Origin of the sequence: Streptomyces sp. NPDC059866 (assembly GCF_042731325.1) — a bacterium.
GTDB lineage: Bacteria > Actinomycetota > Actinomycetes > Streptomycetales > Streptomycetaceae > Streptomyces > Streptomyces flavusporus.
On record NZ_JBHWJT010000041.1, the window covers coordinates 28,540 to 53,324 of the forward strand.

Genomic DNA, 24,785 nt, shown 5'->3' on the forward strand with positions numbered 1-24,785 from the left:
ACAGGACTGACCGCATGACAGAGAACATGATCCGCTGGGAGCAGGACGACGACCGCGTCGTCGTCCTGACCATGGACGACCCCGCCGGTTCCGCGAACATCATGAACGACACGTTCCGGGACTCGCTGGCCGCGACCGTCGACCGACTGGAGGCCGAACGCGACCGCATCGCGGGCGTCGTCCTCACGTCCGCGAAGCGCAGCTTCTTCGCCGGTGGCGACCTCACCCAGCTGCGCCGGACGGCCCCCGAGCGCGCCGCCGAGATGGCCGAGAGCACCGACCGGCTCAAAGGACTGCTGCGGCGCCTGGAGCGGCTCGGCCGTCCGGTCGTCGCCGCGATCAACGGCTCGGCGCTGGGCGGCGGTTACGAGGTGGCCCTGGCCTGCCACCACCGCATCGCCCTGGACGCGCCCGGCACGCGGATCGGTCTGCCCGAGGTCACGCTGGGCCTGTTGCCGGGCGCCGGCGGAGTCACCCGGACCGTCCGCATGATGGGCCTGCGCAAGGCCCTGACCGACGTACTGCTGACGGGCCGCCGGTTCACGCCCGGTGACGCCCTGGCGCACGGGCTGGTCGACGCGCTGGCCGACTCGCCGCAGACCCTGATGGCGCGGGCCAGGACGTACATCGCCGAGCACCCGCACGCGGTCCAGCCGTGGGACGCCGAGGGGTACCGCGTCCCGGGCGGCACCGCGACGTCCCACACCTTCAGCGCCACGGTCGTCGCGCCCCTCACGGCGACCGTGCGCACCAAGGGCCGCGGCACGCCGATGATCGCCCCGCACCGGATCGTGGCGGCCGCGACCGAGGGCACGCAGGTCGACATCGACACGGCGTTCAGGATCGAGAGCCGGTACTTCGCCGAACTGGCATGCGGCCAGATCTCCTCGAACATGATCAAGGCGTTTCACTTCGACGCCCAGCACATCGCCCGGGGCGGCAGCCGTCCCGACGGTCACCCGCAGCACAAGGCGAAGAAGGCGGTTGTCCTCGGGGCCGGGATGATGGGCGCCGGCATCGCCTACGTGTGCGCCGAGGCCGGCATCGACGTCGTCCTCAAGGACGTCGGCGTGGCGTCGGCCGAGCGGGGCAAGGACTACTCGCGCAGGCTGCTGGACGCCGCCGTGTCCCGGGGCAGGCTCACTCCGGAGCAGCGGGACGAGGTGCTCTCCCGCATCGTCGCCACGGACCGCGCCGAGGACGCCGCCGGAGCCGACCTCGTCATCGAGGCGGTGTTCGAGGACACCGAGCTGAAGAAGCAGGTGTTCGCCGAGATCGAGCCGATCGTCGCGCCCGACGCGGTCCTCGGGTCGAACACCTCCACGCTGCCCATCACCGGCCTGGCCGACGGAGTGGACCGCCCCGAGGACTTCATCGGCCTGCACTTCTTCTCCCCGGTGGACAAGATGGCGCTGCTGGAGATCATCGTCGGTGAGAAGACCAGCGACGCGACCCTGGCCAAGGCGTTCGACTTCGCCCTGCAGATCGGCAAGACGCCCGTCGTCGTCGGGGACGCCCGTGGCTTCTTCACCAGCCGGGTGATCGGCACCTTCCTCAACGAGGCCGTCAACATGGTCGCCGAGGGGGTGTCCCCCGTCTCCGTCGAGCAGGCCGGCCTCCAGGCGGGCTACCCCACCGCACCGCTCGCGCTGACCGACGAGCTGAACATGAAGCTGGCGCAGAAGGCGCGCGGGGAGACGCGCGCGGCCTTCGAGGCGGAGGGCCGTCCCTGGGTGCAGTACCCGGCATTCGACGTCGTGGACCGCATGGTCGACGAGTTCGGCCGCCCGGGCCGCCTGGAGGGGGCGGGCTTCTACGACTACGCCGACGGCCGGCGCGAGCGGCTGTGGCCCGGTCTCATCGAGGCGTTCGGCTCCGGTTCCGCCGACGTCCCCTTCGTCGACATGGTGGAGCGGATGCTGTTCGTGGAGGCCCTGGAGTCGGTCCGCTGCCTCGACGAGGGTGTGCTGCGGTCGGTCCCGGACGCCAACGTGGGCTCCCTCATCGGCATCGGCTTCCCGGCGTGGACCGGTGGTGTGCTGCAGTACATCAACCAGTACGAGGGCGGGCCCAGCGGCTTCGTGGCCCGCGCGCGCGAACTCGCGGCCCGTTACGGCGAGCGGTTCCAGCCGCCCGCGGCACCACCGGTGCCGGCGCCACGCGTGGGCCCCGTCCGTCCGCCGGGTGAGTGTTCTCTACTCCACCTCGCCCGTGCGGGCCCCGCGGGGCAGCCGGACGCGGCCCCGCCCAGGTCCGGCCGCTCTACGCTGCGTAGCATCGCCGCCGGTGACCGAGCGGCCCGAGCGGCCGGCCCCCTGACCGGTGGCCGTCGTCGACGGAGGCGAACACCATCCACGCACAGCCCCACCCACACGGCCGCGCCGCCGAGCTGGCCACGATCGACCGGATGCTGACGCAGGCCGCCGCCTCGCGCAGCGGCCGGCTCCTGCTCCACGGTGAGCCGGGCGCCGGCCGCAGCACGCTGCTCGCGCACGCGCGGGACCGCGCCGCCGCCCTGGGCATGGCCGTCGTCCATGCCCGCGGCGCGCCGTCGGAGTCGGCGTACGCCTTCGCGGGCCTGCACCAGCTGCTGCATCCGTTGCGCGACCGCCTGGGCGCGCTCCCCGACGGCCAGGCCGCCGCACTCACCGAGGTGCTGCGTCCGGGTGCGGGACACGGGGGTGCGGACTTCCTCGTCTCCGTGGCCGCTCAGTCCCTGCTGACGGAGGCCGCGGCCGAGCGCGGGCTGCTGTGTGTGGTGGACGACGCCCACTGGCTGGACCGGCCCACACTCGACGCCCTGTCGTTCGTGGCCCGCCGGCTGTGCGGCGAGGGCATCGCCCTGCTGATGGCGCAGCGCGATCCGGTGCCGGATCAGCCGGCCGATCCCGCCCTGCCCCGGCTGCGGCTCGACGGCCTGGACGAGGAGGCCGCGTCCGGCCTTCTCACCGACCGATCCGGTATCGCGCCCGACCCGGCCGTGGTGGCGGAACTGGTGCGCCGTACGGCTGGCAATCCGCTGACGCTGGGCGACCTGGGCACCAACCTGTCGCCGGAGCAACTGGGCGGCCAGGAGCCGCTGCCCAGCCCCCTGCCCCTCGGGGAGGCGGTGGAGCGCGCCTTCCTCGACCGCGTCCGCACACTGCCCGCCGCGACCCGGCTCGGCCTCCTGGTCGCCTCCGCCGAGGACTTGGGGGACCTGCCGGCCGTCCTCACGGCGGCGACGCGGCTCGGTCTGCCCGCGACCTGCCTGGACCCGGCCGAAGAGGCGCGAATCGTCGCCCTGGACGGCCGGCGCGTGACGTTCCACCACCCCGTGGTGCGGGCCGCCGTCCACAGCCGCTCCCCGGCCACCGCGCGCCGCCGCGCGCACGCGGCACTCGCGGACGTGCTGCGGCCCCAGGCCCGCGACGGCCGGCGAGCCTGGCATCTGGCGGCGGCCGCCGTGGGACCCGACGAGAGCGTGGCCGCCGAACTCGCGGACGCCGCCCAGCACGCCCGGGCCCGGGGAGGCCACGCCGAGGCCTTCGCCCTGCTGGAGCGGGCGGCACGGCTGACCCCGGACGTCGACGTACGGGCCCGGCGGCTGTACGAGACGGCGCGGGCGGCCTGGGAGGCCGGCCGGGTACGGCAGACGCAGGAGCTGATCTCCGAGGCAGAACTGATCGTCCGTGAGCCCGACGTGCTGGGCCGCCTGCTGCGGCTGCGCGGCACGCTGCACCTGCGGGCCGGAGTGATCACGGACGCGTACCGCACGCTCTCCCGGGCGGCGGACTGCCTGGCCGCGTCGGACCCGGAGGCGGCCGCGCGCTGTCTGGTGCAGGCGGCGGAGGCCGCCTCGCACGCCGGCGACCTCGACCGTTTCCACGAGCTGGGGGCCGCGGCCGCCCGCCTCTCCCCCGGCACGCCCGCCGTGCGTTGCACCCATCTGCTGCTGACCGGGATGGGATCCGTGGTCGAAGGCGACGTCGCGGGCGCCCGGGCACTGCTGACCCGGGGCATGGAGGAGGCGGTGGCCCTGGACGACCCCAGGCTGCTGGCGTGGGCGGGAACCGGCGCACTGTACCTGGGGGAGATCGCTCAGGCGCTGGCCCTGTACGGGAAGGTCAGCGACCGGGCGAGGGCCTCGGACCACGTGGGGGCGCAGCCCGCCCACCTGGACCTCGTCGTCGTGCTGGAGGTGATCGGCGGACGCACGACTCAGGCCGCCGACCTGGCCGAGCAGGGGCTGCGGCTGGCACGGGAGACGGGACAGGAGAACCTCGCGGCCGTGCACCGCGCCCGGCTGGCCCTGCTGCACGCCCTGCGCGGGAACGGGACCGCGTGCCGGGAGGCGGCCGAGGCGGCCCTGAGCACCGCGCTCAGCCGCCGGATCGGTCTGGCCGTGGCGACGGCTCGCCACGCGCTGGCCGTCCTCGCCCTGACCCGCGGCGCGTACGAGGAGGCGCTGCACGTCCTCAACCTGCTCGCGACCCCTCAGGCGGGCACCGGGCATCCCATGGTGACCATGCTGTCGCTGCCCGACCGCATCGAAGCCGCGGTGCGGGCGGGCGACTTCGACTCCGCGCGGGACGCGATGCGCTCGCTGGAGGCCTGGCAGGACGGCACCGCGACCGGGGAGGTGCGCGCCCTCCTGGCGCGTTCGCGGGCCCTCCTCGCCCAGGACGACGAGGAGGCGATCGCCCGTTACGAGGAGGCTCTGGCGCTGCACAGCGGCAGCGTCCCGCTGGAGAAGGCAAGGACCGAGCTCTACTTCGGCGAAAGGCTGCGCAGGGCCCGCAAAAGGGTCTACGCCCGCCGCTGGCTGCGCAGCGCGGCCGACACGCTGGAGCGGCTGCAGATGGCTCCCTGGGCGGAGCGGGCGCGGCGCGAGCTCAGGGCCACCGGCGAGACGACACGCCGTCAGGGCACGTCCGCCGCCTTGACGCCGCAGGAAGTGCGCATCGCGCGTCTGGTCGCCCAGGGCCACTCGAACCGGGAGATCGCGGACCAGTTGTTCCTCAGCCGGCGGACCGTCGAGTACCACCTGTACAAGCTGTTCCCGAAACTCGGTGTCGCCTCGAGGGCCGACCTCACCCAGCTGTACTACGCGGACCCCGCGCTCTTCGAGTGAGCCGGGCGTGTGAAGGAGGCACGAGCATGACGACCAGCGCGCCCCGGCCGCGACCGGTGGGCCGTGACCCGGAACTCGGTGCCCTGACCGACGCGTTGTCGGAGGCGGCACAGGGCGGCGGCGGGGCGGTTCTGCTCCAGGGACCGGCGGGCATCGGCAAGTCGTGCCTGCTCCATCACGTCCTGGACACCGTCCCGTCCGCCTGGCACGTCACGCGGCTGTGCGGCACTCCGCTGGAGAGCCGAAGTCCGGCCCCCTTCGGCACCCTGGGGTCGTTGCGCGTCACCTCACCGGGCGGGACCGCCGCCCCCACGGCCGCACTCGCCGCCTGCCTGACCGGTGCCGCGCGGGAGGGCGACCGCCGTGGCGTCACCGTCGTGTCCGCCCGCCTGTTCCGGCAGTTGTGCGACGCGGCACCCACCGTGCTCGCCCTGGACGACCTCGCGCACACCGACCCGGACACCCTCGCTCTGGTCGCCCGTGTGGCCCGGACGAGGGCCCGGCATCCGCTCGTCATCACCGGAGCGTGGCGGGGACCCGGCGCGTCCCCGGCCGGCCCGCTCGACGCCTTCCTCGACCAGTTCGACCGTGCGCCGGCTCTGCGCGTCATCGACCTGGCTCCCCTGGACACCGAAGGTGTCCGGACCCTCGTGGCCGGCGCTCTGGGCCGGCCACCGTCCGCGACCCTCACCGCGTACGCGCACGACCGGGCTGGCGGCAACCCGTACCTGGTCCTGCAGACGCTGGAGGACCTGCGGGAGAACGGGCGGCTGCGGCGGACCGGTGAGCACCTGGAGGTGACGGGGGCGGCCACGGTCATGCGCGCGGAGCGTTGCCGGCAGGTGGTCGGACGCTCGGTGGGGTCCGACCCCGGCGCGGTCCGGGTGGCCCGGGCGGCCGCGGCGCTGCGGACGGTTCCCCTCGACCACGTCGACCTGCTGGCCCGTGTCTGCGGGCTGTCCCGCGACGAGACGGAAGCCGCCCTCGACGTCCTGATCGCCTGCGGGGTGCTGACCGCCGACGGCACCGCGCGCCACGCCTTCGCGCAGCCCGTGGTGCGCGACGCCCTGTACCAGCAGCTGGGACCGGCCGCCCGCCGCCGTGCCCACGGGCTCGCGGCCGACTGGCTGCATGGCCGGCCGGGTCCGCCCGACGCCTCCTGCGACATCGCCGTCCATATCGCCGGGTCGGCGACGTACGGGGATCCGCGGGCCATCGAGATCCTGGCCGCGGAGGCGAGGCGGGCGTTCTCGCGCTCACCCGGTGCCGCCGTCGCCTGGTACCGCAAGGCCCTCACGCTCACGCCGCCCGATCACGTGCGCTACGGCGACCTCGTCACCCGTCTGACACTGTCCCAGCTGGTCGACGGGCGCCTCACCGACGCGGTGCGCACGGCCGGCCGGACGGCGGAACGGGCCGCCTCCGGCAGCACGGGCGGCGCCCGCCTGAGCAGTCTCGTCATCGGCGCCCTCATCGAGCACGCGGCCTTCGACGAGGCCGCCGCCCTGGCCGACACGGCACGCGAGACCTGCGACAGCCTCGTGCTGCACGCGCAGGCGGCCCACCTCCGCCTGATGACGGGCAGACCGCGGGAGGCCGCGACGACCGCCGAGGAGGCGGAGGCGAGGCTGGAGTCGGCCGACGTCACCGACCGGATCACGGCGATGGCATTCCTGGCGCCGGTGCGTTTCCTGACCGGGCCGTACCGCCGCCTCGGGCCCTTCACACGCCGGTTGCGTGACGCGGCGTCACAGGCCCCGCCGGCCGCCCGGCTCGACGCCCTCAGCAGCCTGAGTCTGCTGCACTCCGTCCAGGGCGACACCCATGCCTGCGCGGCGGCGCTGGCCGAGGCCGACCCTCTGCTGGCGACGTCCGGCTGGCACATCTTCCGCGGCAGGCTCGTCGCTGCCCGTGTGCACCACGCCGCGCTGACCGGCGCCTGGGACGACGCCTTCGACCGGATCACGCGGGCGGCCCGCGGGATGAAGGAGTCCGGGGCGCTGGTGCACCTGGGGATGCTCCGCATGATCGAGGCCACGCTGCTGGCCCACCGGGGCGACTGGAACGCCGCGCGCCGGGCGGCGAACGCCATCCACCGCGCCCACGGTCCGCTGGGCACCGCGTCCGTGGTGGCCCACGCGGAGATCGATCTGCTGCAGGGAGACCAGGACAGCAGCCGGCGCCGGCTGTCTCGATGGCTCGCCGAGCCCGCCGTCCCGGGCCATCTGCGGGCCCGGCTGCTGGTGCGCCTGGCGGACGTCGAAGCGGAGTCCGGCCGCGCCGCCAGCGTGGCCGCCCTGCTCGCCGAGTCTCACGACAGCGGCATGGACGCGCACGACCACATCGGCTTCACCGAGGCCCGTCTCGCACACGGCCGCGCCACCGGGGACCACGACGCCCTGCTCGCCGCGCTGGCCGAGGCCGAGCGCCACGACCTGGCCCTGCTCCGCGGCAGGGTGCTGCTGGCCCTCGGCGCCGCGGGGGCGGACGCCGAGCACCATCTCCACGCGGCGCTCGACGTGTTCCACACGCTCGGGGCCCTGCCGTGGTGCCGGAAGGTCGGCACCGAGTTGCGCCGCCGCAGCCTGAAGGTGCCCCGCCGCCGGGCTGCCCCGTCGCACCGGCTGACGGCCGCGGAGACCGAGATCGCCCGCCATGTGCAGCTCGGACGGTCCAACCGGGAGATCGCCCAGGCCGTCTCACTGAGCGTGAAGACCGTCGAGCGGCACCTCAGCCGGGTGTACGCCAAGACCGGTTGCGCGGGGCGCGTGCAACTCGTGCGCGCGCTCGACGGCGGCCTCCTCGACGGCCCCGGCAACGGTCCGGCGTGACGAGTCGCCGGTGCCTGACGGCGTAGCCGCCAGCCCGCCGACGCCGCACGGATCGTCCGGCGCGACCCGTGCGCAACGGAATGCGGCCCCGACCGGGAGGAGTCGGGGCCGCGCGTCGTGCCGTACCGGCTAAGCCGTCGGCCAGCCGGCCGCGGGCGGCAGGTCGACCAGGCCCGCGAGTCCGACGCGGTGGCGGTCGGCGGTGCCCAGGGCGAGCGCGGTGCTCTTGGCCCGCTTCAGGTAGAGGTGCATGGGGTGCTCCCAGGTGAAGCCGATGCCGCCGTGCAACTGCAGCGCTTCCTCGGCCACTTGCACGACCGCCTCCGAGAGGAACGCCTGGGCCAGTGCCGCCTCGGTGGGCGCGGTGGCGGAACCCGCCGCCAGGGCCACGGCCGCGTTGCGGGCCACCGCGCGGGCCTGGGTCACCAGGACCCACATGTCGGCCAGGCGGTGCTTGACGGCCTGGAACGAACCGATGGGACGCGCGAACTGGTGTCGTTCCTTCACATAGGCCACGGTCGTGGACAGACACCAGTCGGCCACGCCGAGCTGTTCCGACGCGAGCAGCGCGGCTCCGGCGACGAGGGCCTGCCGGACCGCACGCTCCGCCGCGGGTCCCACCGCCACCGTCGCGCACGGTGCGTCCCACAGGTGGATGTCGGCCAGCGGGCGGGTGAGGTCCAGGGAGGTGACGGGGTTGCGGCGCAGGGACCGACCGGCCGCGGCGACGTCGACGGCCTGGAGGCGGCGGACCCCGTCCGGGCCGGCGGCCGGCACCAGCAACACGTCGGCCGCTAGGGCGTCGGCGACGCCCCTCACCATGCCCCGTACGGTGCCGTCCCCGGCCCGTACGGAGCCGGGGAGTTCACCGTCCGGCGCGGTCACGAACGGCACGGCGAGGGCGGCGACGCGGTGTCCGGCGGCCACGTCCTTGACGATCCGGGTGTCGCCCGCCGCGAGCAGGGCGGCCGTGGCGAGGACGCTGCTGCCGAGGTACGGCACGGGCGCGACGGCCCGGCCCAGTTCCTCCAGGACGAGGGCGGTCTCGCGCCAGGTGGCGCCCGCGCCGCCCAGTTCCTCGGGGACGCTCAGACCCGCGATGCCGAGTTCCTGTGTCAGGGCCTGCCACAGCGCGGTGTCGTGGACCTCGTCGGTCTCCACCCGGGCGAGGAGTCCGTCGGCGCCGCAGCGGTCGCGGAGCAGCCCGCGCAGCTGGGTGCGCAGCTCTTCCTCGACGTCGCTGTGGAGCAGGTCCAGGTCGTCGGGGCGCGGGTGCGTCGTCGTGTCGGTCGTGCGGTCCGTGCTCACCGGGGGAGCTCCTTCCACGGCCTGTCCTTGTCCGTTCTCGTGTCCCGGGGGAGGCCGAGGACGCGCTCCGCGACGACGTCGCGCAGCACCTCCGTGGTGCCGCCCTCGATGGAGTTGCCCTTGCAGCGCAGGTAGAGGTAGCCGAAGGAGCGCAGCAGCGGGTCCTCGTCCGGGTCCGGCCTGCGGAAGGTCCAGTCGTCGTAGCGCAGTCCCTCCTCCCCGAGGAGTTCGAGGGCCAGTCCGGACAGCTCCTGGTTCAGGCGGGCGAAGACGATCTTCGCAGCGGAGCCCTCGGGGCCGGGCCGTCCGGCGGCGAGATCCCGGCGCAGTCGCAGGACGGTCAGCCGGAGCGCCTCGGCGTCCACCCAGTGCCGCAGCAGGGCCTGGTGGAGCCCGGGGGTGCGCAGCTCGGGCCGCTCCCGCCAGATGCCGGTCAGTGCGCCGATCATGCCGCCCTCGCGCGGGAGGGCTTCGGCGCCGATGGCGACCCGTTCGTTCATCAGCGTGGCGCCCGCGACCTTCCAGCCGTCGCCGACACCGCCGACGCGGTGGGCATCGGGGACCCGCACCCCGGTGAGGAAGACCTCGTTGAACTCGGCCTCGCCGGTGGCCTGCCGCAGCGGGCGCACCTCTACCCCGGGGGAGGTCATGTCGACCACGAAGTAGGTGAGTCCCTGGTGTTTGGGAAGTTCCGGGTCGGTCCGGGCGAGCAGCAGGCCCCACCGTGCCTCGTGGGCGTGGGACGTCCACACCTTCTGTCCGTCGACGATCCAGTCACCTGTGCCGGGATCGGTCACGGCCCGGGTGCTGAGGGCCGCCAGGTCCGATCCGGCGCCGGGTTCGCTGAAGAGCTGGCACCAGATCTCCTGACGGGCGAACAGCGGCCGCAGGAAGCGCCGCTTCTGCTCGGCGCTGCCCCAGGCGACCAGCACCGGGGCCGCCATGCCGAGGCCGATGACCGCCACGCCAGGGGCGCCGGTGGCGGCTCCGGCCGCCTCCAGTTCGGCGTCCACGACGGACTGCAGCGAGCGTGAGGCCCCGAGCCCGCCCCAGCCGGGCGGGAAGTGCACCCAGGCCAGGCCCGCGTCGTAGCGGGCCAGTAGGAAGTCCGTGGGGTCCATGGTGGTCGGGTCGTGCCCGGCCAGGAAGTCCCGGGTCACGGACCGGACCAGGTCGGGTGTCCAGGCGGGCGTACCGCCCGGGTCGTTCGGGGGTTTCTTCAGCGCCATGCGGGTGCCTCTCGTAGGTGGGGATCCGGTGCGGGACGCGGCGCCGGCAGGCGGCCGAAGTGCTCCGTCCGGGCGGCGGCTCGGGGCGGCTCGGCTCAGGGCGGCTCGGCTCGGGGTGGATGCCCGGATCGCAGGCGGAGCCCGGTTCACGGGCGGAGCGGGGAGCATGTGGTGTGCCGCTCGGGCGGTACCGCTGGTCGGCGCGAGCCGGACGGGCGGTTCCCGCATCCGGCGGACTCAGCCATTGCAGCGCATCTGGCCGGACGCCCTCATGAGTGATCCGTACTCTCGCGCGACGGCATGCTCGCCGCGCTGGGCCACCGCGTGCCCGCGGGCACCGCCGATCCGCCGGTGACCGTCCGTCAAGGCGTCACAGCCCGGGGTCGAAGGCGGTGATCCTGCCGCGGGCGACCGCCAGTTGCTCCGACGGCAGCGCGACCGCCCGCCGGGCCACGGTGTCGATGTGCACCCCGGTCACCACGGTGAGCGCGCAGACCTCCCCGGTGACGGCGTTCTCCAGCACATGGCAGAACCGCAGGGACGTCGTCCCGGTGGCTAGGACACCGGAGCGGACGACGACCACGTCTCCCGCGTGCGCCTCGCGCCGGTAGGAGATCCGCTGGTCCACGGCGACCATGCCGCGTCGCCGCTCCCGCAGATAGGAAGGGGTCAGGCCGATCGCGGCGAACAGGTTCCAGGTCGCCTCGTCGAACTTGCCGACGTACCACATGACGTTCATGTGACCCATGTGGTCGCAGTGCCATGGGTAGACGGTTCCCCGGTAGGTGATCTCCAGGTCGGACACGGTCGTCGGCTCCTTCGTGGGTGGGCGGGTGCGGGCTACAGCGACAGCAGCCGGCGCAGGTGCCTGCGGTCGGAGGCGCCGACCTTCTGGTAGACGCGGTAGAGGGTGTTGCTGACGGTGCGTGGGGAGACCACCAGCCGGTGGGCGATCTCCTTGTCCGTGAGTCCCTGCGCCGCCAGACGCGCCATGGTCCGCTCCCTGGCGGACAGCGCCGCCGCGTCGCCGAGGAAGTGCAGGGGCGGCGTCACCACCTCACCGCACTGCCGCAGCAGGGTGCGGGCCTGAACGGTCGAGGCGGTGGCCGCACGGCTCCGTCCCGCACGGTGGTGCAACCGTGCCAGCTCGGCGTACCCCTCCGCGGCGTACAGCTGTGCGCCCGCCTCCGTCAGGGCGCGGCACGCCTGGCCGAGCAGCTTGGCGTCACCGGCGTCGACGGCCCGCGCGTAGTGCAGACGGCCGCGCAGATAGGGACCCTGCACCGGCAGATCCTCGGCAACGGACCAGTGCGCCGGCAGGCCCAGCCGCGCGCTCTCGTGCAGGAGGACGACGGCGTCCCCGTGGTTCCCCACGTCGAGGGCCGCGTCCACCGCCGTGTGCAGGAGCCGGCGGGCCTGCTCCTGTTCACCCCGGCGGTGCGCCTGCCACGCGCGGGCCACGGCGAGTTCGGCGGCGTACGGTCCCGCGCCGAGGTCGTCGAGCGGCTGCTCCGGCCGGCCGTGCCGCGCCGCCGGGAGGCAGTTGAGCGCGATCACGGTGTGCAGGGCGGCCCTGGCGTGCCAGGGCCGCCAGCCGACCTGGTAGGCGGGGGTGAAGGAGAACAGGGGCAGGGCCTCACGGACCCGGCCGCGCTCGAGCAGGACGATCCCCAGGGCGAGCCCCCGTTGCGCGTCGGCACCGATCCTGCGCCGCTCGATCGTCGTGCGGTACTCGCGCAGCAGGATGCCTTCCGCCTCGTCCAGCCGTCCGGCGCGGAGCTGGGCGAGCGCGTGCGCCTCCTCCAGGGCGTCCGTCTCGGACGAGCGAGTCGGCTCGCCGCTCCGGGCCTGGTTCCGCAGCTCCGTGTAGAGGTCGAGTGCATCGAGCGGTCGTCCCAGCCGGCACAGCGCGTCCATCGCGAGGAGACCGGCTTCCGCCCGGCAGGCCGAGGCGGGGTCGCGCAGGACGCGTCGGGCCTCGTCGAGCGCCTCGGCGAAGTGCCCCCGAAAGAAGGCCGACAGGGCCGCGAACGCAGTGCGCTGTCGGCCGGTCAGGTCGTGCGCGGTCCGGTCCGCCTCCACGGAGCGCCCGTCGAACAGGAAGGCGCGCGCCTGGACGGGCGCCAGGCGGGACACGTAGTCCGAGTGCTCGACCGACACCTTCTCCACGAAGGCGTGCAGGTCCTCGAAGACACCGGCGGCGAACAGCGCCCGGGCGCGCAGCTCGGCCGCGCGCACCGTGGGGTGGCTGTCCCAGGCGGCCGCGGACAGCCGGGTGGCGGCCGGTATGTCGTGGTCGTGCAGCGCGTATTCCACGCCGTCGCACAGGAGGTCGTTCTGGGGGAGGTCGCCGGCGTCCAGGTGCCATTGCGCCAGCCGGACGCGTTCCGCGGGCGCCAGGGCCTCCCGTGGTGCGGCCCCCGTCCAGAGGCGCAGGTAGTGCCGGCGGCGCAGCGGACCGACGTCCTGACGCAGCACATGACCGACGTAGGGGTGCGCGACCTCGGCCGAACGGGGCGTGTCGGGCGTCTGTTCGGCCCGCGGGTCGGACACCCGGACGAGTCCCGCGTCCTCCAGACGCAGCAGGGTGTCGGCCGGGACGATCCGTTCGACGGCGTCGAGACGCGCCGGTTCGGCGAGCGCGATCAGCTCCAGCGCCTGGCGGCTCTCGTCGGACTGGACCGCGAGCCGGCGGGTGACCAGCTCGCGCAGCGCGTCCGACACGGGGATGCCGCCGCCCAGCCGCCACCCCGCGCCGTCCCGCCCGATCAGGTTCTGGGCCAGGGCGGCGCGGGCGAGTTCGCGCAGCAGCAGGGGGTTGCCGTCCGACATTGCGGCCAGGCGCACCACGCCCGGCTGCGACAGCCGGTCCCCGAACAGGGCACTGGCCAGGCGGCGGGTGGACAGCACGTCGAGGGGGGCGAGTTCCACGCGCGCCAGACGCTGGTCCTTCCACAGCGAGTGCAGCCGCGGGTGGCCCTCGGCGGTGTTCATCGCGAGGAGCACCTTGTGTCCGCCCTGATGCGTGAGCTCGCGCAGTGCCTCGGCGGCTTCGGCGGAGAGCAGATGGGCGTCGTCGATCCACAGCGTGCGCGGCCGGGAGGAGCCGGACCGCAGCAGGCGGTGCACGCTCCTGGTCACCGCCGCCGGGAACAGCCGGTCGACGTGCCGTGCCGTGCTGCCGGTGGCGGCCGACCGGTCCGGCGCGCGGCCCTCGCCGGGAGCGGCCGTGGCGGACAGGGCGGCCACGACCTCCTCCCCCAGGCGCGTCTTGCCGACGCCGGGCGCTCCGGCGAGCAGCACGCCGCCGGGTCCGGCGGAGGACCGCAGGACGTTGAGTGCCGTGCGCAGCTCCCGGTCGCGTCCTACAAATGCGGGCCGGTCCGCCGGCATGAGGTCCTCGGGTCCTGTCGGGCCGCGGAAGGCGGCGCCGGAGGTGGCGCGAGAGGCCGTGTACGCGGATGAGGCCATGGTGATTCCCCAAGCGTCGTGTGGTGCTGAGCGTGTGGTGCCGAGCATGTGGTGAAGTCGGTCGGGCGCCTGTCACTGATGGTCGGGCCGCGGTTGCTTCCTTCGCGTTGGGGCAGCACCCCAAGGTTTGCGGAGCGGCACGCGCCGTTCCGCGGGTGACGGCGTCCGCGCGGCGCCGGGGGGTGGGGTCACTGGCCGTGGGGGGTGGGCGGGGGCCGATGTCATGAGCTCTCCTGGCCGTTGCTGGTGACAACGAGCCACCCTGCGCAATCGGACTCGCGTGCGCATCCGTGAGCTCACTGGTTTCGCCGGGTGCCGACATGTGCCGGGCCGTGCCCACCATCGGCCTCGGGGGGCGCCGCGTGAGAGCGAGACCACTTGGACCGCCGTGCCGCCCTGGGTACTGCCCGCGTCAACCACCGAGCGGCGGCTGACGCGCGCGGGCATCCGCCGCCGGTGGACCGGGTTCGCGTCCGTTCACGTCCGGTCCGTGTCAGGCGTCCGCTTCGTCACGCCCGTCGTGGCCCTTCCCGGTGTTCCTACGGATGCAGGCGCCCCCGGATGCTCGTAGACATGAGCCGGTGGTGACACACCCGGGGCGACCTGGGCGAATGTCCGGTCCACCACGAGGGCCCCGGGCTGCGGGACCGCCTGGGACGACGAGAGGAACCGTCCGGTGGCCGAGACCACGGTGATCAACGGCGATGTCGAGCTGTGGTCGGAGGACTTCGGTGATCCCGCCGACACCCCCGTGCTGCTGATCATCGGCGCGTCTCGGCCAGTCCGTCCTCTGGGCCGACGGCTTCTGCCGCCATCTGGCGGACCGTGGACACCACGTCATCCGCTTCGGCCACCGCGACAGCGGCAAGTCAAGCCTCGTGGACTTCGCGACGGACCCGTACGACTGCCGGGACCTGACGTGTGACGCGCCGGCCGTCCTCGACGCGTACGGGATCGGCTCCGCCCACGGCGTGGGAGCGTCGGGAGGCCGGCGCGATGGAGTTCGGACCGCATCCGGTCCTGCTCGCTGAGATGAGCGAGCTGACCGCCGCCCTGAAGGCCACGCCGCCGACCACGCGGGAGGAGATGATCGACGCCTCGTACGGGACGACGAGGCTGCTCACGGGCTCCGCGTGCGACCACGACGAGGTGCGTTCCCTCATGGCCGCGTCCTTCGACCGCGCACGCGCGCCGGGGCGGCCGGACAGCCACCCTCTGGCCGTCGCCCGCATCGAGGACCTGACCCCGCGCCTGGCCGACGTGAAGGTACCCGCCCTCGTGGTGCACGGGAGCGAGGACCGGCTGGTCCGGCCGGAACACGGTGAGGCCCTCGCCGCCGGCATCCCCGTGCCAGGCTCAGCCTCCTCGAGGGGTACGGCCACATCGGCTGCGCCCGGGCCTTATGGGAGGCGCTCGCCACGGAGATCAGCGCCCCCGCACGGCGCGCCTGACGCTGCGGGCCGGGGACCGCGGGGTGGGTCACTCACCGGTCCCCCCCGGCCCCGGGGCCTCATACATGTGCCGTCATCCGTAGGACAGGTCTCGATGATCGACGTGCGCCGGATACGTACGAGGCTCGGGAACGCGTTCCGTCTCCCGGCCTCGGGCGCGCCCGCTCATGCACGCCGGGGCCGGGAGACGGAGGGCGCCGCAGTCGCCGTCCGGGATGCTCTGCGGCGTAGCCGAGACGTCCCCACGCCCCGGCCACTTCCATGGAACGCCGCTTCCGCGTCGTCCGCCTGAGCGATTCGTACTCCTTGAGCCCTGTATGCCTCGCGTGCCGCGCGGCCGAGGCACTTCCGGGCCGATGGCGGCAGGCCTAGCGGTTGGGCGGGGACACCGGTGTGGGCTCCACGCGGAAGACGGGCAGGTGGTCTCCTGCGACGTGGAAGGGATCGAAGCGGACCCGCGCGCCGACGGGCACGTCCCCGGGCCGAACGCCCACGATCTGGGCCCGCAGACGGAAACCCTCGGCCAGCTCCACCACGACGGCGACACTCGGCGTGTGGCCGCGGCGGGGCGTCTTCAGCCAACTGTGGACCCGTCCGACTCCGGTGCTGCTCTCCCACCCCAGATCGGCGCCGCCGCAGGACGGGCACAGCAGACGTGGGCGCATGACGGTGTCGGTGCACCAGCAGCAGCGCTGGAAGCGCAGCGTGCCGCCGGACGGCTGGACGGTGGACGAGGGGGTGGGCTTGTGGCCCGCGAAGGCGTACATGGTCGTTCCAATGGGGTCGTGCGGGGTCGGATCGAGGTGCTGGTTTCCCGACCGGACTCTTCGCCGGGTCGGAGGACGGCCGGCCTGTGGCGTCAGATGGCGAGGTGCACCCACACCTGGTGGGCTCCGGCGCGCTGTTCGTTGCCCCATCTCTCGGCCAGGGCGTTGATCAAGGGCAGTCCCCGGCCGCTGCAGGAGTCGCCGTCGGGGAGACAGCAACGGATGGCGGTCGGAGACATACCCGGCCCGTGGTCGGTCACCTCCAGACGCAGCACCCTTCGTCCGCCGTCCATGACGACGGCGAGCCTCAGGGCGACGGGTCCGCCCACGCGGACCGCGTTGGTCACGAGTTCCGAGGTGATCAGGATGGCCGTGTCGACGACCGCGCCGAGCCCCCAAGCCTTGAGCCGGCTCACCACGGTGTCCCTGGCCATCTTCACCGCGAGCGCGGACGGGGGGAGCTTGCGGACCGGGGTGGTGCGGACCAGAACCTGGAAGAGCGGGGAGCATGTGCTGTGCATCACGAGTCCTCATGTCGGTCATTGAGGACAGGCCGGGGAAGGGCGGATTGCCGGATCCCCGTCCTGTCCCTTCCAGTCGTACGCAACCGCCCAGGTCGCCTGCATTGGGGTGGCACCCCTAGAACTTCCCCTAACGCGTGCCGGGACGCCGGTGTCGGAGGTGTGTCTACCGGGGCAACCGGTACCAGAAACGCAGTTCGAAGGTCGCCTCCATGGTCAGCGCTACGGGGTCGAAGCGCCGCACCCGCGCCATTCCGACGCCGGCCCCCCGGATGCCCTCGAACTCCTCGGTGCCGCCTGTGAGGACTCCTCGCCCGTCCTTGCCGGGGCCGACGGTGGCGACGACGGTCCTGTCGCCGACCCACGGCTGTCCCGACTCCAGGGCAGGCCGGAAGATCGTGGCGGCGACGTCCGTCTTGTCCTCGATCTCGTCGTAGAAGATCGTCCCGCGTCCCGGGAGGTGGAGCAGCCACGCGCTGCTCGAGCGTGTGCGTGCCGATAACCCATGTCACCCGCTGAGCTGCAGTTATCGTCACAATGTGATCACATCGGCGGCCTCCACGGCCGCCTCGGTGCACGCTCGGATCCTGTGGCGATACGTCTGCTCTACCGGTTCTGCTGTCTGCTCCTGGGCTGGCTGCGGCTGTTGGCCCGCTCCTCCGCGGCGAAAGACGTTGAAATCCTGGTGCTGCGTCATCAGCTGAGCGTCCTGGAACACGGCAGGCCGAAGCCCACCTTCACCCTCGACGATCGGGCGGTGACCGCAGCCCTGGTCCGGCTGCTGAGCAAACGCCAGCGCATCAGCCTGAAACTTCTGGTCACCCCGCGCACGGTCCTGCGCTGGCACGCCAGACTGGTGAAGCGGAAATGGACCTATCCACATCGAGGGCCGGGACGACCGCGAAAGTCCGCTGCCGTGCGGACTCTGGTCCTGCGCCTGGCGCGGGAGAACGACGGGTGGGGCTATCGGCGGATCCACGGTGAACTGCTCAACCTGGGCTGGAAGACCGCCGCTTCGACGGTGTGGAAAATCTTGCAGCAGGCAGGGATCGATCCAGCGCCTCAGCGCGCCGGCCGCTCCTGGGCGAAGTTCCTCAAGGCCCAGGCCACGGGCATCGTTGCGGTCGACGTCTTCCATGTCGACACGGTTTTCCTGCGGCGCCTGTTCGTCCTGTTCTTCATCGAGCACGACTCCCGCCGCGTCCACGTCGCCGGCGTCACCCGACACGTCACCGCCTCGTGGGTCACCCAGTGCGCCCGGAGCCTCCTCATGAGCTGGGACGACGCTCACGTCGAAGGCACCAGATTTCTCATCCGGGACAACGCAGGCTACTTCACCGAGGCCTTCGACGCGGTCTTCACCGCCATCGGCGCCCGCGTGGTGCCCATCCTGCCGGGCGTGCCCCGGATGAACGCGGTCGCCGAGCGCTGGGTCGGATCCTGCAGGCGTGAGGCCACCGACCGCATCCTAATCACAGGCGAACGACATCTACGCCTGGTCGTCGACGAGTTCACCGAACACTACAACGCCCATCGACCCCACCGATCACTCGGACAACGATCTCCGGACCGTCTCCACGCGCCCGCACGACCCGCCACAGACGAACAGACCCACGTCTTCCGGCGTGACCGACTCGGAGGGCTCATCCACGAATACACGCAGGTCGCGTAGGGATGACAAGGGTTGTCGGCACCCACACGCTCGCGTACGAGTCCGGCCTCCTTCAAGCGAGCGAGCGCCAAGTCGAGGAGACGGTCGGCACGGTCGCCCTGGACGAGGCGCTCACGGAAGTCGGCCAGCACACTGTGGTGAAAGCCGGGATCCCCTAACTCCATGGCCAGCGCGTATTTGAAATCGATGCGGCAGCGGACCGCTTCCGCCGCCTGACGGTCCGACAGACCGAGCAGGAACTGCAGCACGCAGACGGTGGCCAGCTGGGCGGGCGAGAGACCGGGACGGCCGTCACGCGGGTACCAGCCGACGAAGTCTTCGTCGTGCCACAGTCCCTCCAACCGGTCCCGCACCCACATCGCCGTCGTTCCCCTCGGATTGCTCGCCCGTGCAACCTGCACGGTCAGAGGGGGAACTTGCTCACCGGAACGGGGACGAACGGACAACGCGCACCTCGTCAACTGGGTCGGCCTGCACCACAGCCACGAGCCTGCCTGCTGATCATGCTGCTCCACCGGGGATCCTCAAGATCCCCGACAGAGTCAAGCTAGACGCCCTCACGGCGCGGGCCGGCCCGGACCTTCGCCGTGCCCGCAGGCACTCGTCCGCAGAATCCCGCCGCCTTGTTGTTGACGGCGCTTACATTGCGCTCCTATGGTCATGTGTGCACCGCTTACATGAGAGTGAGGAACCCACGCCATGGCTTCGGCACAGAAGGACACCGTCAAGGTCGACCTGGGAGGCCGCGCGGTCACCGTCCCCAAGGGCGGCCTGTACGACCGCTACCGCATGGACCCCGACCTCGACGCGATCGCCCGTGTCCCCCGCGTCAGCGGCGTGGACTTCTTCCGGCAGCTGCCCAAGATCAAGGTCGACTCCCCCATCGGCCCCACGCTCACCCCGAACTTCTACTACACCATCTCGACCGCACGGCTCACGATGCTCGCGCCCTCCCGCGCGATCCGCACCAGGCTGCCCGAGGAACTTGCGCCGCTCGAGATCGTGCCTGGCCTCGGCCTGGTCTCGGTCATGTTCTTCCGCTACGACGTGTGCGACATCGACTTCTACACCGAAGCCGCCGTCGGTATCGCCGTCAAGCCCGCACGGCACGGCAAGCTCGGCTTCTTCGACCTCGTCACCGGCCTGAAGAACGAGCACCTCGACTCCTACGTCCTGTCGCTGCCGGTGAGCACGGAGATCGCCCAGGTACGCGGCCACGACGGCTACGGCTTCCCCAAGTGGGTCACCGACCTCGACGTCGACATCAACGACCACCGGACGACCGCGCGCGTGGCCAACGACACCGGCGGAGTCGACCTGTCGCTCCTGGCGAACACCCCCGCCCAGAGGGCCTACGTGAGCGGGGAGCGCGTCGGCTCGCTCACCTCGTACACGACGATCGACGGCGCGTGGCACTCCACTCTGAACCAGACCAACGTCCTGAGTGCCGGCACGACGCGCAGCACCAGCGGCATCACCCTCCAACTCGGTGAGGGCCGTATGTCCGACGACCTGCGCTCGCTCAAGCCGAAGCGGACCCTCCAGTTCGACGTCATGACCGAGGGCCAGGCCGCCCTGCACGTGCCGGTCCCCACCTCGGTCCGGAGCCGGAACAAGTAACAGAGGAGCCCCGCCATGGCCATCGCACCCGCCGGCCCGACGACCGCCCGCGGTCCGGGTCTTCCCGCATCAATCACTCCGTCCTTCCTCCAGCGACTGACCACTCTGGTCTCGGCCGCGCCGAACGCCGCACGGGTCACCACCACCGCCCCCTACACCGGCGTTCCCCTGGCCGACTTCCCGGTCTCCACCCCCGAGGACGTCGAAGCCGCGTTCGCCCGCGCCCGGACTGCGCAGAAGACCTGGGCCGCCACGCCGGTCGCGGAGCGCAAGAGGATCCTGCTGCGCTACCACGACCTGGTCCTGGCCCGCCAGGACCAGGTGCTGGACCTGATGCAGGCCGAGAACGGCAAGACCCGCCGCGACGCGTTCCTCGAAGTGGTCGACATCGGCATCGTGTCCCGCTACTACGCCCGCAACGCCGCCAAGTACCTCAGCCCCAAGCGGCGCCGCGGTGCGATCCCGCTACTCACCCACACCACCGAGCTGCGCCACCCCAAGGGCGTGGTCACCGTCATCTCGCCGTGGAACTACCCGCTGAGCATGGCCGCCAGCGACACCATCGCCGCCCTCATGGCAGGCAACGCCGTCGTCCAGAAGCCCGACACCCAGACCGCGCTCACCGCGCTGTGGTCGATGGATCTGATGTACGAGGCGGGACTGCCGGCCGGTGTGTGGCAGATGGTCATCGGCAGGGGCAGCTCCATCGGCGGCGCGCTGATGGACAACGCCGACTACATGATGTTCACCGGGTCCACCGCCACCGGACGGCAGATCGCGAGTGACGCCGGCCGCCGCCTCGTCGGCGCCTCTCTCGAACTCGGCGGCAAGAACGCCATGATCGTCCTCGACGATGCTGACATCGAGAAGGCCGCCGACGGCGCTGTCGCCGCCTGCTTCCCCTCCGCCGGACAGCTGTGCGTCTCCGTCGAGCGCCTGTACGTGGCCGAGTCCATCCGCGACAAGTTCGTCGCCGTGTTCGTCGCACGCACCAGGAAGCTCAAGATCGGCGGCGCGTACGACTACAGCATGGACGTCGGCAGCCTCACGACCCCCTCCCAGCTCACGACCGTCACCGAACACGTCGACGACGCCGTCGCCAAGGGCGCCACCGTCCTCGCGGGCGGCAGGGCGCGGCCGGACCTCGGGCCGCTGTTCTATGAGCCGACCATCCTCACCGACGTGACCCCCGACATGACGCTGTACGACCACGAGACCTTCGGCCCCGTCGTCTCCATCTACTCCTACCGTGATGTCGACGAGGCGGTCGCTCTGGCCAATTCCACGCCCTACGGCCTCAACGGCAGCGTCTGGTCGCGCAACGGTGCGCGGGCCCGCGCCGTGGCCGCCCGGGTGCACGCGGGCACCGTCAACGTCAACGAGGCCTTCGCCGCCGCATGGGGAAGCATCGACGCACCGATGGGCGGCATGGGCGACTCCGGTCTCGGCCGCCGTCACGGCGCCGACGGCATCCTCAAGTACACCGAGCCCCAGACCGTCGCCCATCAGCGCATCCAGGGCTTCTACCCACCGTCGGGCATCAGCCCCGAAACCTGGGCCACCCTCCTGACCGGAGCGCTCAAGGTCCTCAAGGCAGCCGGCATGCGCTGAGCACCGATTGACGATACGACCGTGGCCCCGATCGGGCCGCGCCGCGAGAAGAGGGCGGCCCGTCCATGCGACGAGCTCGCCCTCTTCGCCTTGCACGCCGTGCTACCGCTCAGGCAGCGTGGCGCGAGAAGGCCGAGGCCGCGGGCGAAGGCGGCCGTGCCGGAAGCGCCGTGGCCGGGCAGGCGCAACTCTCGCCCTGAAGTGTTAGGGCCTCGAAGACGATCAATTGCGCCACGCTGCGGTCGCGCCGTCCTCGATGACGCTGCTCGGTCTTGTCCAACCCTTGGCCAAGGTGGAACGCAACTGATTCCAGCGTGTATTCGCAGGTCTGGGTGTGTCGCCGGTCTTCGGGGAGAGCAACCTGGACGGCTTCACACTTCGGCCGGAACGAGAAATCGACGAGGCAACGGCTGCCTGGCAAGCGGAGGTCGCTCGAGGCCGTGAGCTGATCGCTGACGCATCGCTGGACGGCTCCGGACGCCCGTCTGAACAAGAAGCGGGCCATGTCGGCGATCAGAGGGTCTCCCTGCGCTGGATCATGGTGCACAGGATCGAGGAATACGCACCTCACAACGGTCGTGCCGACCTCATTCGCGAACAGCTCGACGGAGTCACCGGGGCATGAGACGTGCTTGCGCGGCGTCCGGGCGATGCCGCTGCAACCGACGATGCGCATCGTCGTCCCGACCTCAGAGAACGAGCGCGCCCGTCGGTGATCACGTGACCCAGGGCAGTATGCGGATGTGCCCGGTGTGCCCCAACTGATCTGGGCACACCGGGCACATGCGAGGGCATCACCGAAAGCGCGGGGTCAACGACGCGCGGTGCTCTGCGCCTTGGACAGCCAGGTGCGGTAGCCGCGCAGGGCCTTTCGCTGCTTTCGCTGCTCGGAGATCAGGGCAATCGCCGGGTGGGTGCCGGGCTTGGACTTGCGGCCACGGGCGAGGCGGCGCATCTGATGGCGGACCTTTGCCATGCTGGCAGCGGAGGCAAGGGCCTTGTCCGACCAGGTCACCGGCTCCATCTGGCGGTCCGCCTCCCGATACTGCTTCCAGCGGTCGGGGAGGTCGGGGGTGACTGCTAGGGCGGTGCCCATGCCGACGACCGCCACTCCACTGTCGAGAACCCTCTCTGCAGTGACGCGCTGGGTGATGCCGCCGGTGAGCATCAGCGGGAGGGGGCTGGTCTTGACCAAGTCCTTCGCGAGGTCCAGGAAGTAGGCTTCCCGGGCCCGGGTGCGGTCATCGGCGGGGCGGCCGGTCATCGCAGGGCTCTCGTAGCTGCCGCCGGACAGTTCGACCAGGTCGACGCCGAGCGGTTCGAGCATCGCGATCACTTGGCGCGCGTCGTCGGCGTCGAAGCCGCCACGCTGGAAGTCGGCCGAGTTGAGCTTCACCGCGACCGCGAAGGACGGCGAGACGGCGGCGCGGACCGCCTGCACGACGTCCAGGAGCATCCGGGCGCGGTTCTCCAGTGATCCGCCCCACTGGTCGGTGCGCTTGTTGACCAACGGGGAGAGAAATTGCGACAGAAGGTAGCCGTGCGCGGCGTGGATCTCGACGCCGTCGAAGCCGGCCTGCTCCGCGCGGTGGGCCGTGACGGCGAACCGGGTCACGGTGTCCTCGATCTGCTGCGCGGTCATGGCCGTCGGGCGGCCGAAGCGGCTGCTGTGCTTGCCCAGGGAGACGCCGATGTCGGTAGGGCCCCACACGACGCCGGGCATGTCGGAGGCAACCTGACGGCCGGGGTGATTGATCTGCATCCAGATCGACCCGCCGCCGGACTTGCCGGCCTTCGCCCACTCGGTGAACGGCGTCAGGGGCGCGTGCTCGTCGAGCACGACTCCGGCAGGACCGGTCAGCGCCTCGGCATGCACCATCACGTTCCCGGTGACCAGCAGTCCGGTGCCGCCGTCGGCCCAGCGCCGGTACAGCGTGAAGAGCTGCTCGTCGGGAAGCTGGCCGTCGCCGGCCATGTTCTCCTCCATGGCGGCCTTCGCAATCCGGTTGCTGAGCACCTGCCCGGAGCTCAGGAGCAGTGGCGAGAACAGCTCGGTGGTCATCCCGGTTTCCTCTTCCATGTCGATCACTTACGATGTATGCACCACTCACATTAGAGCCTGATGTGAGCACTGTGAACATTGGGAAGTGTGACCTATGTCGCAAAACGGTACGTACCACCACGGCGACCTACGCGCCGCGTGCCTTCGGGCCGCGCGGGAGCTGCTGGAGGAGGACGGCAGCGCGGGCCTCTCGCTGCGCGCGGTCGCCCGCCGGGCCGGCGTGTCGCCGACCGCTCCCTACCGTCACTACGCGGACCGCGACTCACTCGTCTCCGCGGTCGCCGCCCAGGGGTACCGCGAGCTCGCCGAGCACCTGGCAGCGGTCAACCCCGCGCCTTCGACACCCGATGATCTGGCCGCGGTCGCGGTCGTCTACGTGCAGTTCGCGCTCGATCACCCGGCCCTGTTCCGGGCGATGTTCGCCGAGCCCTGCGACCCGACCAGCGCGGAACGCGTTGCCGCGACCGCCGTGATCACCGAGTACGTAAAGGGCATCGTCCGCGACGCCTTCCCGGGTGTGGACAGCTCGGGCGCCCTGGCGACCACCGTGTGGGCCCTCGTCCACGGTCTGGCGTTCCTGCACCTCGATGGCAAGCTGGACAGCTCCACACCCGAGGTGGTCGCAGACCAGGTCCGCGCCTCCGTGTCCGCGCTTTTCAGCGCGGCCCCCGCTCTGTCCCGGGCGGCAGCGCCGGTGAGCAGGTGACCGTCTGGTTCACCGGTAGGTGAGCATGTGGCGGCGATCGCCGGCGAAGTGAGCGTGCTCGTTGAAAGTCAGGAGCGTGGTTCCGGACGCACCCACCACGAGGGTGGTGACGGAGGCGTTGGCAGTCACGCGGTTGAGGGCCACGACTGGCGTTGTCACGTTGTTGAGAGTGTGAGGTGTCTGAGGTCGCGTCAGCGTGGGTCGGGCCGGGTGGCAGTCTTGGGGTCAGGCCCTGGTGGGCTGGCCGACGACGCCGGTGATCTGGCCCCAGAGGGTGAAACGGATGGTCATCTCGAGGCGGTGTCCGGTGGCGGTCATCAGGCGGCGGGAGGGTCGGAAGGGGGGTGAGATGCCGCTGAAGGCGGACAGGCACCGTTGGGCTGCGCCGGCGCTGCAAAATCCCTTCCTCGCGCGTTCGCGCTG

General features: G+C 72.1%; 17 protein-coding genes and 3 pseudogenes. 9 read left to right on the top strand and 11 right to left on the bottom strand.

Going from position 1 to position 24,785, the window contains the following annotated elements; all coding sequences use genetic code 11:
* Positions 1-14 precede the first annotated feature (14 nt).
* Genes ACFV7R_RS39735 through ACFV7R_RS39745 form a run of 3 tightly spaced genes read left to right on the top strand, consistent with a single transcriptional unit; the run spans position 15 to position 7,944 of the window.
* Complete coding sequence (locus ACFV7R_RS39735) at positions 15-2,414, top strand: 3-hydroxyacyl-CoA dehydrogenase NAD-binding domain-containing protein (protein WP_385273340.1); 2,400 nt, start codon at positions 15-17, stop codon at positions 2,412-2,414.
* A complete protein-coding gene (locus ACFV7R_RS39740; protein ID WP_385273343.1) occupies positions 2,408-5,113 on the top strand; it encodes a LuxR C-terminal-related transcriptional regulator in 2,706 nt (901 codons plus the stop codon). Before ACFV7R_RS39735 ends, ACFV7R_RS39740 begins: the two co-directional genes overlap by 7 nt.
* 26 nt (positions 5,114-5,139) lie before the next feature.
* Positions 5,140-7,944, top strand: a complete 2,805-nt coding sequence (locus ACFV7R_RS39745) for an AAA family ATPase (protein WP_385273346.1) — start codon at positions 5,140-5,142, stop codon at positions 7,942-7,944.
* Between the two features lie 129 nt (positions 7,945-8,073).
* On the opposite strand, the gene ACFV7R_RS39750 is transcribed toward ACFV7R_RS39745, so the two are convergent.
* The 7 genes from ACFV7R_RS39750 to ACFV7R_RS39780 all read right to left on the bottom strand — a co-directional run bounded on the left by ACFV7R_RS39750 (position 8,074) and on the right by ACFV7R_RS39780 (position 16,691).
* Complete coding sequence (locus ACFV7R_RS39750) at positions 8,074-9,252, bottom strand: acyl-CoA dehydrogenase family protein (protein WP_385273349.1); 1,179 nt, start codon at positions 9,250-9,252, stop codon at positions 8,074-8,076.
* Positions 9,249-10,481, bottom strand: a complete 1,233-nt coding sequence (locus ACFV7R_RS39755; protein ID WP_385273352.1) for an acyl-CoA dehydrogenase family protein — start codon at positions 10,479-10,481, stop codon at positions 9,249-9,251. The genes ACFV7R_RS39750 and ACFV7R_RS39755 overlap by 4 nt, the downstream gene beginning before the upstream one ends.
* 370 nt (positions 10,482-10,851) lie before the next feature.
* The gene (locus ACFV7R_RS39760) at positions 10,852-11,286 is read right to left on the bottom strand and encodes an acyl-CoA thioesterase (protein ID WP_385273355.1); all 435 of its coding nucleotides are present in this window, start codon (positions 11,284-11,286) and stop codon (positions 10,852-10,854) included.
* Between the two features lie 35 nt (positions 11,287-11,321).
* Entirely contained in the window at positions 11,322-13,952 is a 2,631-nt protein-coding gene (locus tag ACFV7R_RS39765) for a LuxR C-terminal-related transcriptional regulator (protein WP_385273358.1), read from the bottom strand.
* A gap of 869 nt (positions 13,953-14,821) precedes the next feature.
* Positions 14,822-15,115, bottom strand: coding sequence for a hypothetical protein (locus tag ACFV7R_RS39770; RefSeq protein ID WP_385273361.1), 294 nt, complete (start codon positions 15,113-15,115; stop codon positions 14,822-14,824).
* A gap of 656 nt (positions 15,116-15,771) precedes the next feature.
* Complete coding sequence (locus ACFV7R_RS39775) at positions 15,772-16,170, bottom strand: Zn-ribbon domain-containing OB-fold protein (protein WP_385273364.1); 399 nt, start codon at positions 16,168-16,170, stop codon at positions 15,772-15,774.
* Positions 16,171-16,262: 92 nt separating this feature from the next.
* Positions 16,263-16,691, bottom strand: coding sequence for an ATP-binding protein (locus tag ACFV7R_RS39780; protein ID WP_385273367.1), 429 nt, complete (start codon positions 16,689-16,691; stop codon positions 16,263-16,265).
* 505 nt (positions 16,692-17,196) lie between these two features.
* On the opposite strand from ACFV7R_RS39780, the gene ACFV7R_RS39785 reads away from it, so the two are divergent.
* On the top strand, positions 17,197-18,363 hold the full coding sequence (locus ACFV7R_RS39785; RefSeq protein WP_385273370.1) for an integrase core domain-containing protein: 1,167 nt from the start codon (positions 17,197-17,199) through the stop codon (positions 18,361-18,363).
* Positions 18,364-18,365: 2 nt separating this feature from the next.
* Complete coding sequence (locus tag ACFV7R_RS39790) at positions 18,366-18,521, top strand: hypothetical protein (protein WP_385273388.1); 156 nt, start codon at positions 18,366-18,368, stop codon at positions 18,519-18,521.
* Here the strand turns inward: ACFV7R_RS39790 and ACFV7R_RS39795 are convergent.
* Positions 18,498-18,722: pseudogene (locus tag ACFV7R_RS39795) on the bottom strand (transposase); the annotation flags it as partial. The gene ACFV7R_RS39790 and the pseudogene ACFV7R_RS39795 overlap by 24 nt on opposite strands.
* A 340-nt stretch (positions 18,723-19,062) precedes the next feature.
* On the opposite strand from ACFV7R_RS39795, the gene ACFV7R_RS39800 reads away from it, so the two are divergent.
* From ACFV7R_RS39800 to ACFV7R_RS39810, 3 genes and pseudogenes are all read left to right on the top strand, one after another.
* A complete protein-coding gene (locus ACFV7R_RS39800; protein WP_385273373.1) occupies positions 19,063-19,983 on the top strand; it encodes an acetoacetate decarboxylase family protein in 921 nt (306 codons plus the stop codon).
* A gap of 15 nt (positions 19,984-19,998) precedes the next feature.
* Positions 19,999-21,594, top strand: coding sequence for a succinic semialdehyde dehydrogenase (locus tag ACFV7R_RS39805; RefSeq protein WP_385273376.1), 1,596 nt, complete (start codon positions 19,999-20,001; stop codon positions 21,592-21,594).
* A gap of 184 nt (positions 21,595-21,778) precedes the next feature.
* A pseudogene (locus ACFV7R_RS39810) lies at positions 21,779-22,219 on the top strand (DinB family protein); the annotation flags it as partial.
* 186 nt (positions 22,220-22,405) lie between these two features.
* On the opposite strand, the gene ACFV7R_RS39815 reads toward ACFV7R_RS39810, so the two are convergent.
* Positions 22,406-23,656, bottom strand: coding sequence for an NADH:flavin oxidoreductase/NADH oxidase family protein (locus ACFV7R_RS39815; protein WP_385273379.1), 1,251 nt, complete (start codon positions 23,654-23,656; stop codon positions 22,406-22,408).
* A gap of 94 nt (positions 23,657-23,750) precedes the next feature.
* Here ACFV7R_RS39815 and ACFV7R_RS39820 point away from each other — a divergent pair, with 94 nt between their 5' ends.
* Positions 23,751-24,362, top strand: a complete 612-nt coding sequence (locus ACFV7R_RS39820) for a TetR/AcrR family transcriptional regulator (protein WP_385273382.1) — start codon at positions 23,751-23,753, stop codon at positions 24,360-24,362.
* 9 nt (positions 24,363-24,371) lie between these two features.
* Here the strand turns inward: ACFV7R_RS39820 and ACFV7R_RS39825 are convergent, their stop codons facing one another.
* Positions 24,372-24,521, bottom strand: coding sequence for a hypothetical protein (locus ACFV7R_RS39825; RefSeq protein WP_385273385.1), 150 nt, complete (start codon positions 24,519-24,521; stop codon positions 24,372-24,374).
* 66 nt (positions 24,522-24,587) lie between these two features.
* A pseudogene (locus ACFV7R_RS39830) lies at positions 24,588-24,785 on the bottom strand (IS6 family transposase); the annotation flags it as partial.

Coding starts and splice junctions, on each gene's coding strand:
- ACFV7R_RS39735 (WP_385273340.1), top strand. CDS start 15: ATGACAGAGAACATGATCCGCTGGGAGCAGGACGACGACCGCGTCGTC.
- ACFV7R_RS39740 (WP_385273343.1), top strand. CDS start 2,408: ATGCTGACGCAGGCCGCCGCCTCGCGCAGCGGCCGGCTCCTGCTCCAC.
- ACFV7R_RS39745 (WP_385273346.1), top strand. CDS start 5,140: ATGACGACCAGCGCGCCCCGGCCGCGACCGGTGGGCCGTGACCCGGAA.
- ACFV7R_RS39755 (WP_385273352.1), bottom strand. CDS start 10,481: ATGGCGCTGAAGAAACCCCCGAACGACCCGGGCGGTACGCCCGCCTGG.
- ACFV7R_RS39765 (WP_385273358.1), bottom strand. CDS start 13,952: ATGGCCTCATCCGCGTACACGGCCTCTCGCGCCACCTCCGGCGCCGCC.
- ACFV7R_RS39770 (WP_385273361.1), bottom strand. CDS start 15,115: ATGAGGGAACGCACCTCGTCGTGGTCGCACGCGGAGCCCGTGAGCAGC.
- ACFV7R_RS39775 (WP_385273364.1), bottom strand. CDS start 16,170: ATGTACGCCTTCGCGGGCCACAAGCCCACCCCCTCGTCCACCGTCCAG.
- ACFV7R_RS39780 (WP_385273367.1), bottom strand. CDS start 16,691: ATGCACAGCACATGCTCCCCGCTCTTCCAGGTTCTGGTCCGCACCACC.
- ACFV7R_RS39785 (WP_385273370.1), top strand. CDS start 17,197: ATGTCACCCGCTGAGCTGCAGTTATCGTCACAATGTGATCACATCGGC.
- ACFV7R_RS39790 (WP_385273388.1), top strand. CDS start 18,366: ATGACAAGGGTTGTCGGCACCCACACGCTCGCGTACGAGTCCGGCCTC.
- ACFV7R_RS39800 (WP_385273373.1), top strand. CDS start 19,063: ATGGCTTCGGCACAGAAGGACACCGTCAAGGTCGACCTGGGAGGCCGC.
- ACFV7R_RS39805 (WP_385273376.1), top strand. CDS start 19,999: ATGGCCATCGCACCCGCCGGCCCGACGACCGCCCGCGGTCCGGGTCTT.
- ACFV7R_RS39815 (WP_385273379.1), bottom strand. CDS start 23,656: ATGACCACCGAGCTGTTCTCGCCACTGCTCCTGAGCTCCGGGCAGGTG.
- ACFV7R_RS39820 (WP_385273382.1), top strand. CDS start 23,751: ATGTCGCAAAACGGTACGTACCACCACGGCGACCTACGCGCCGCGTGC.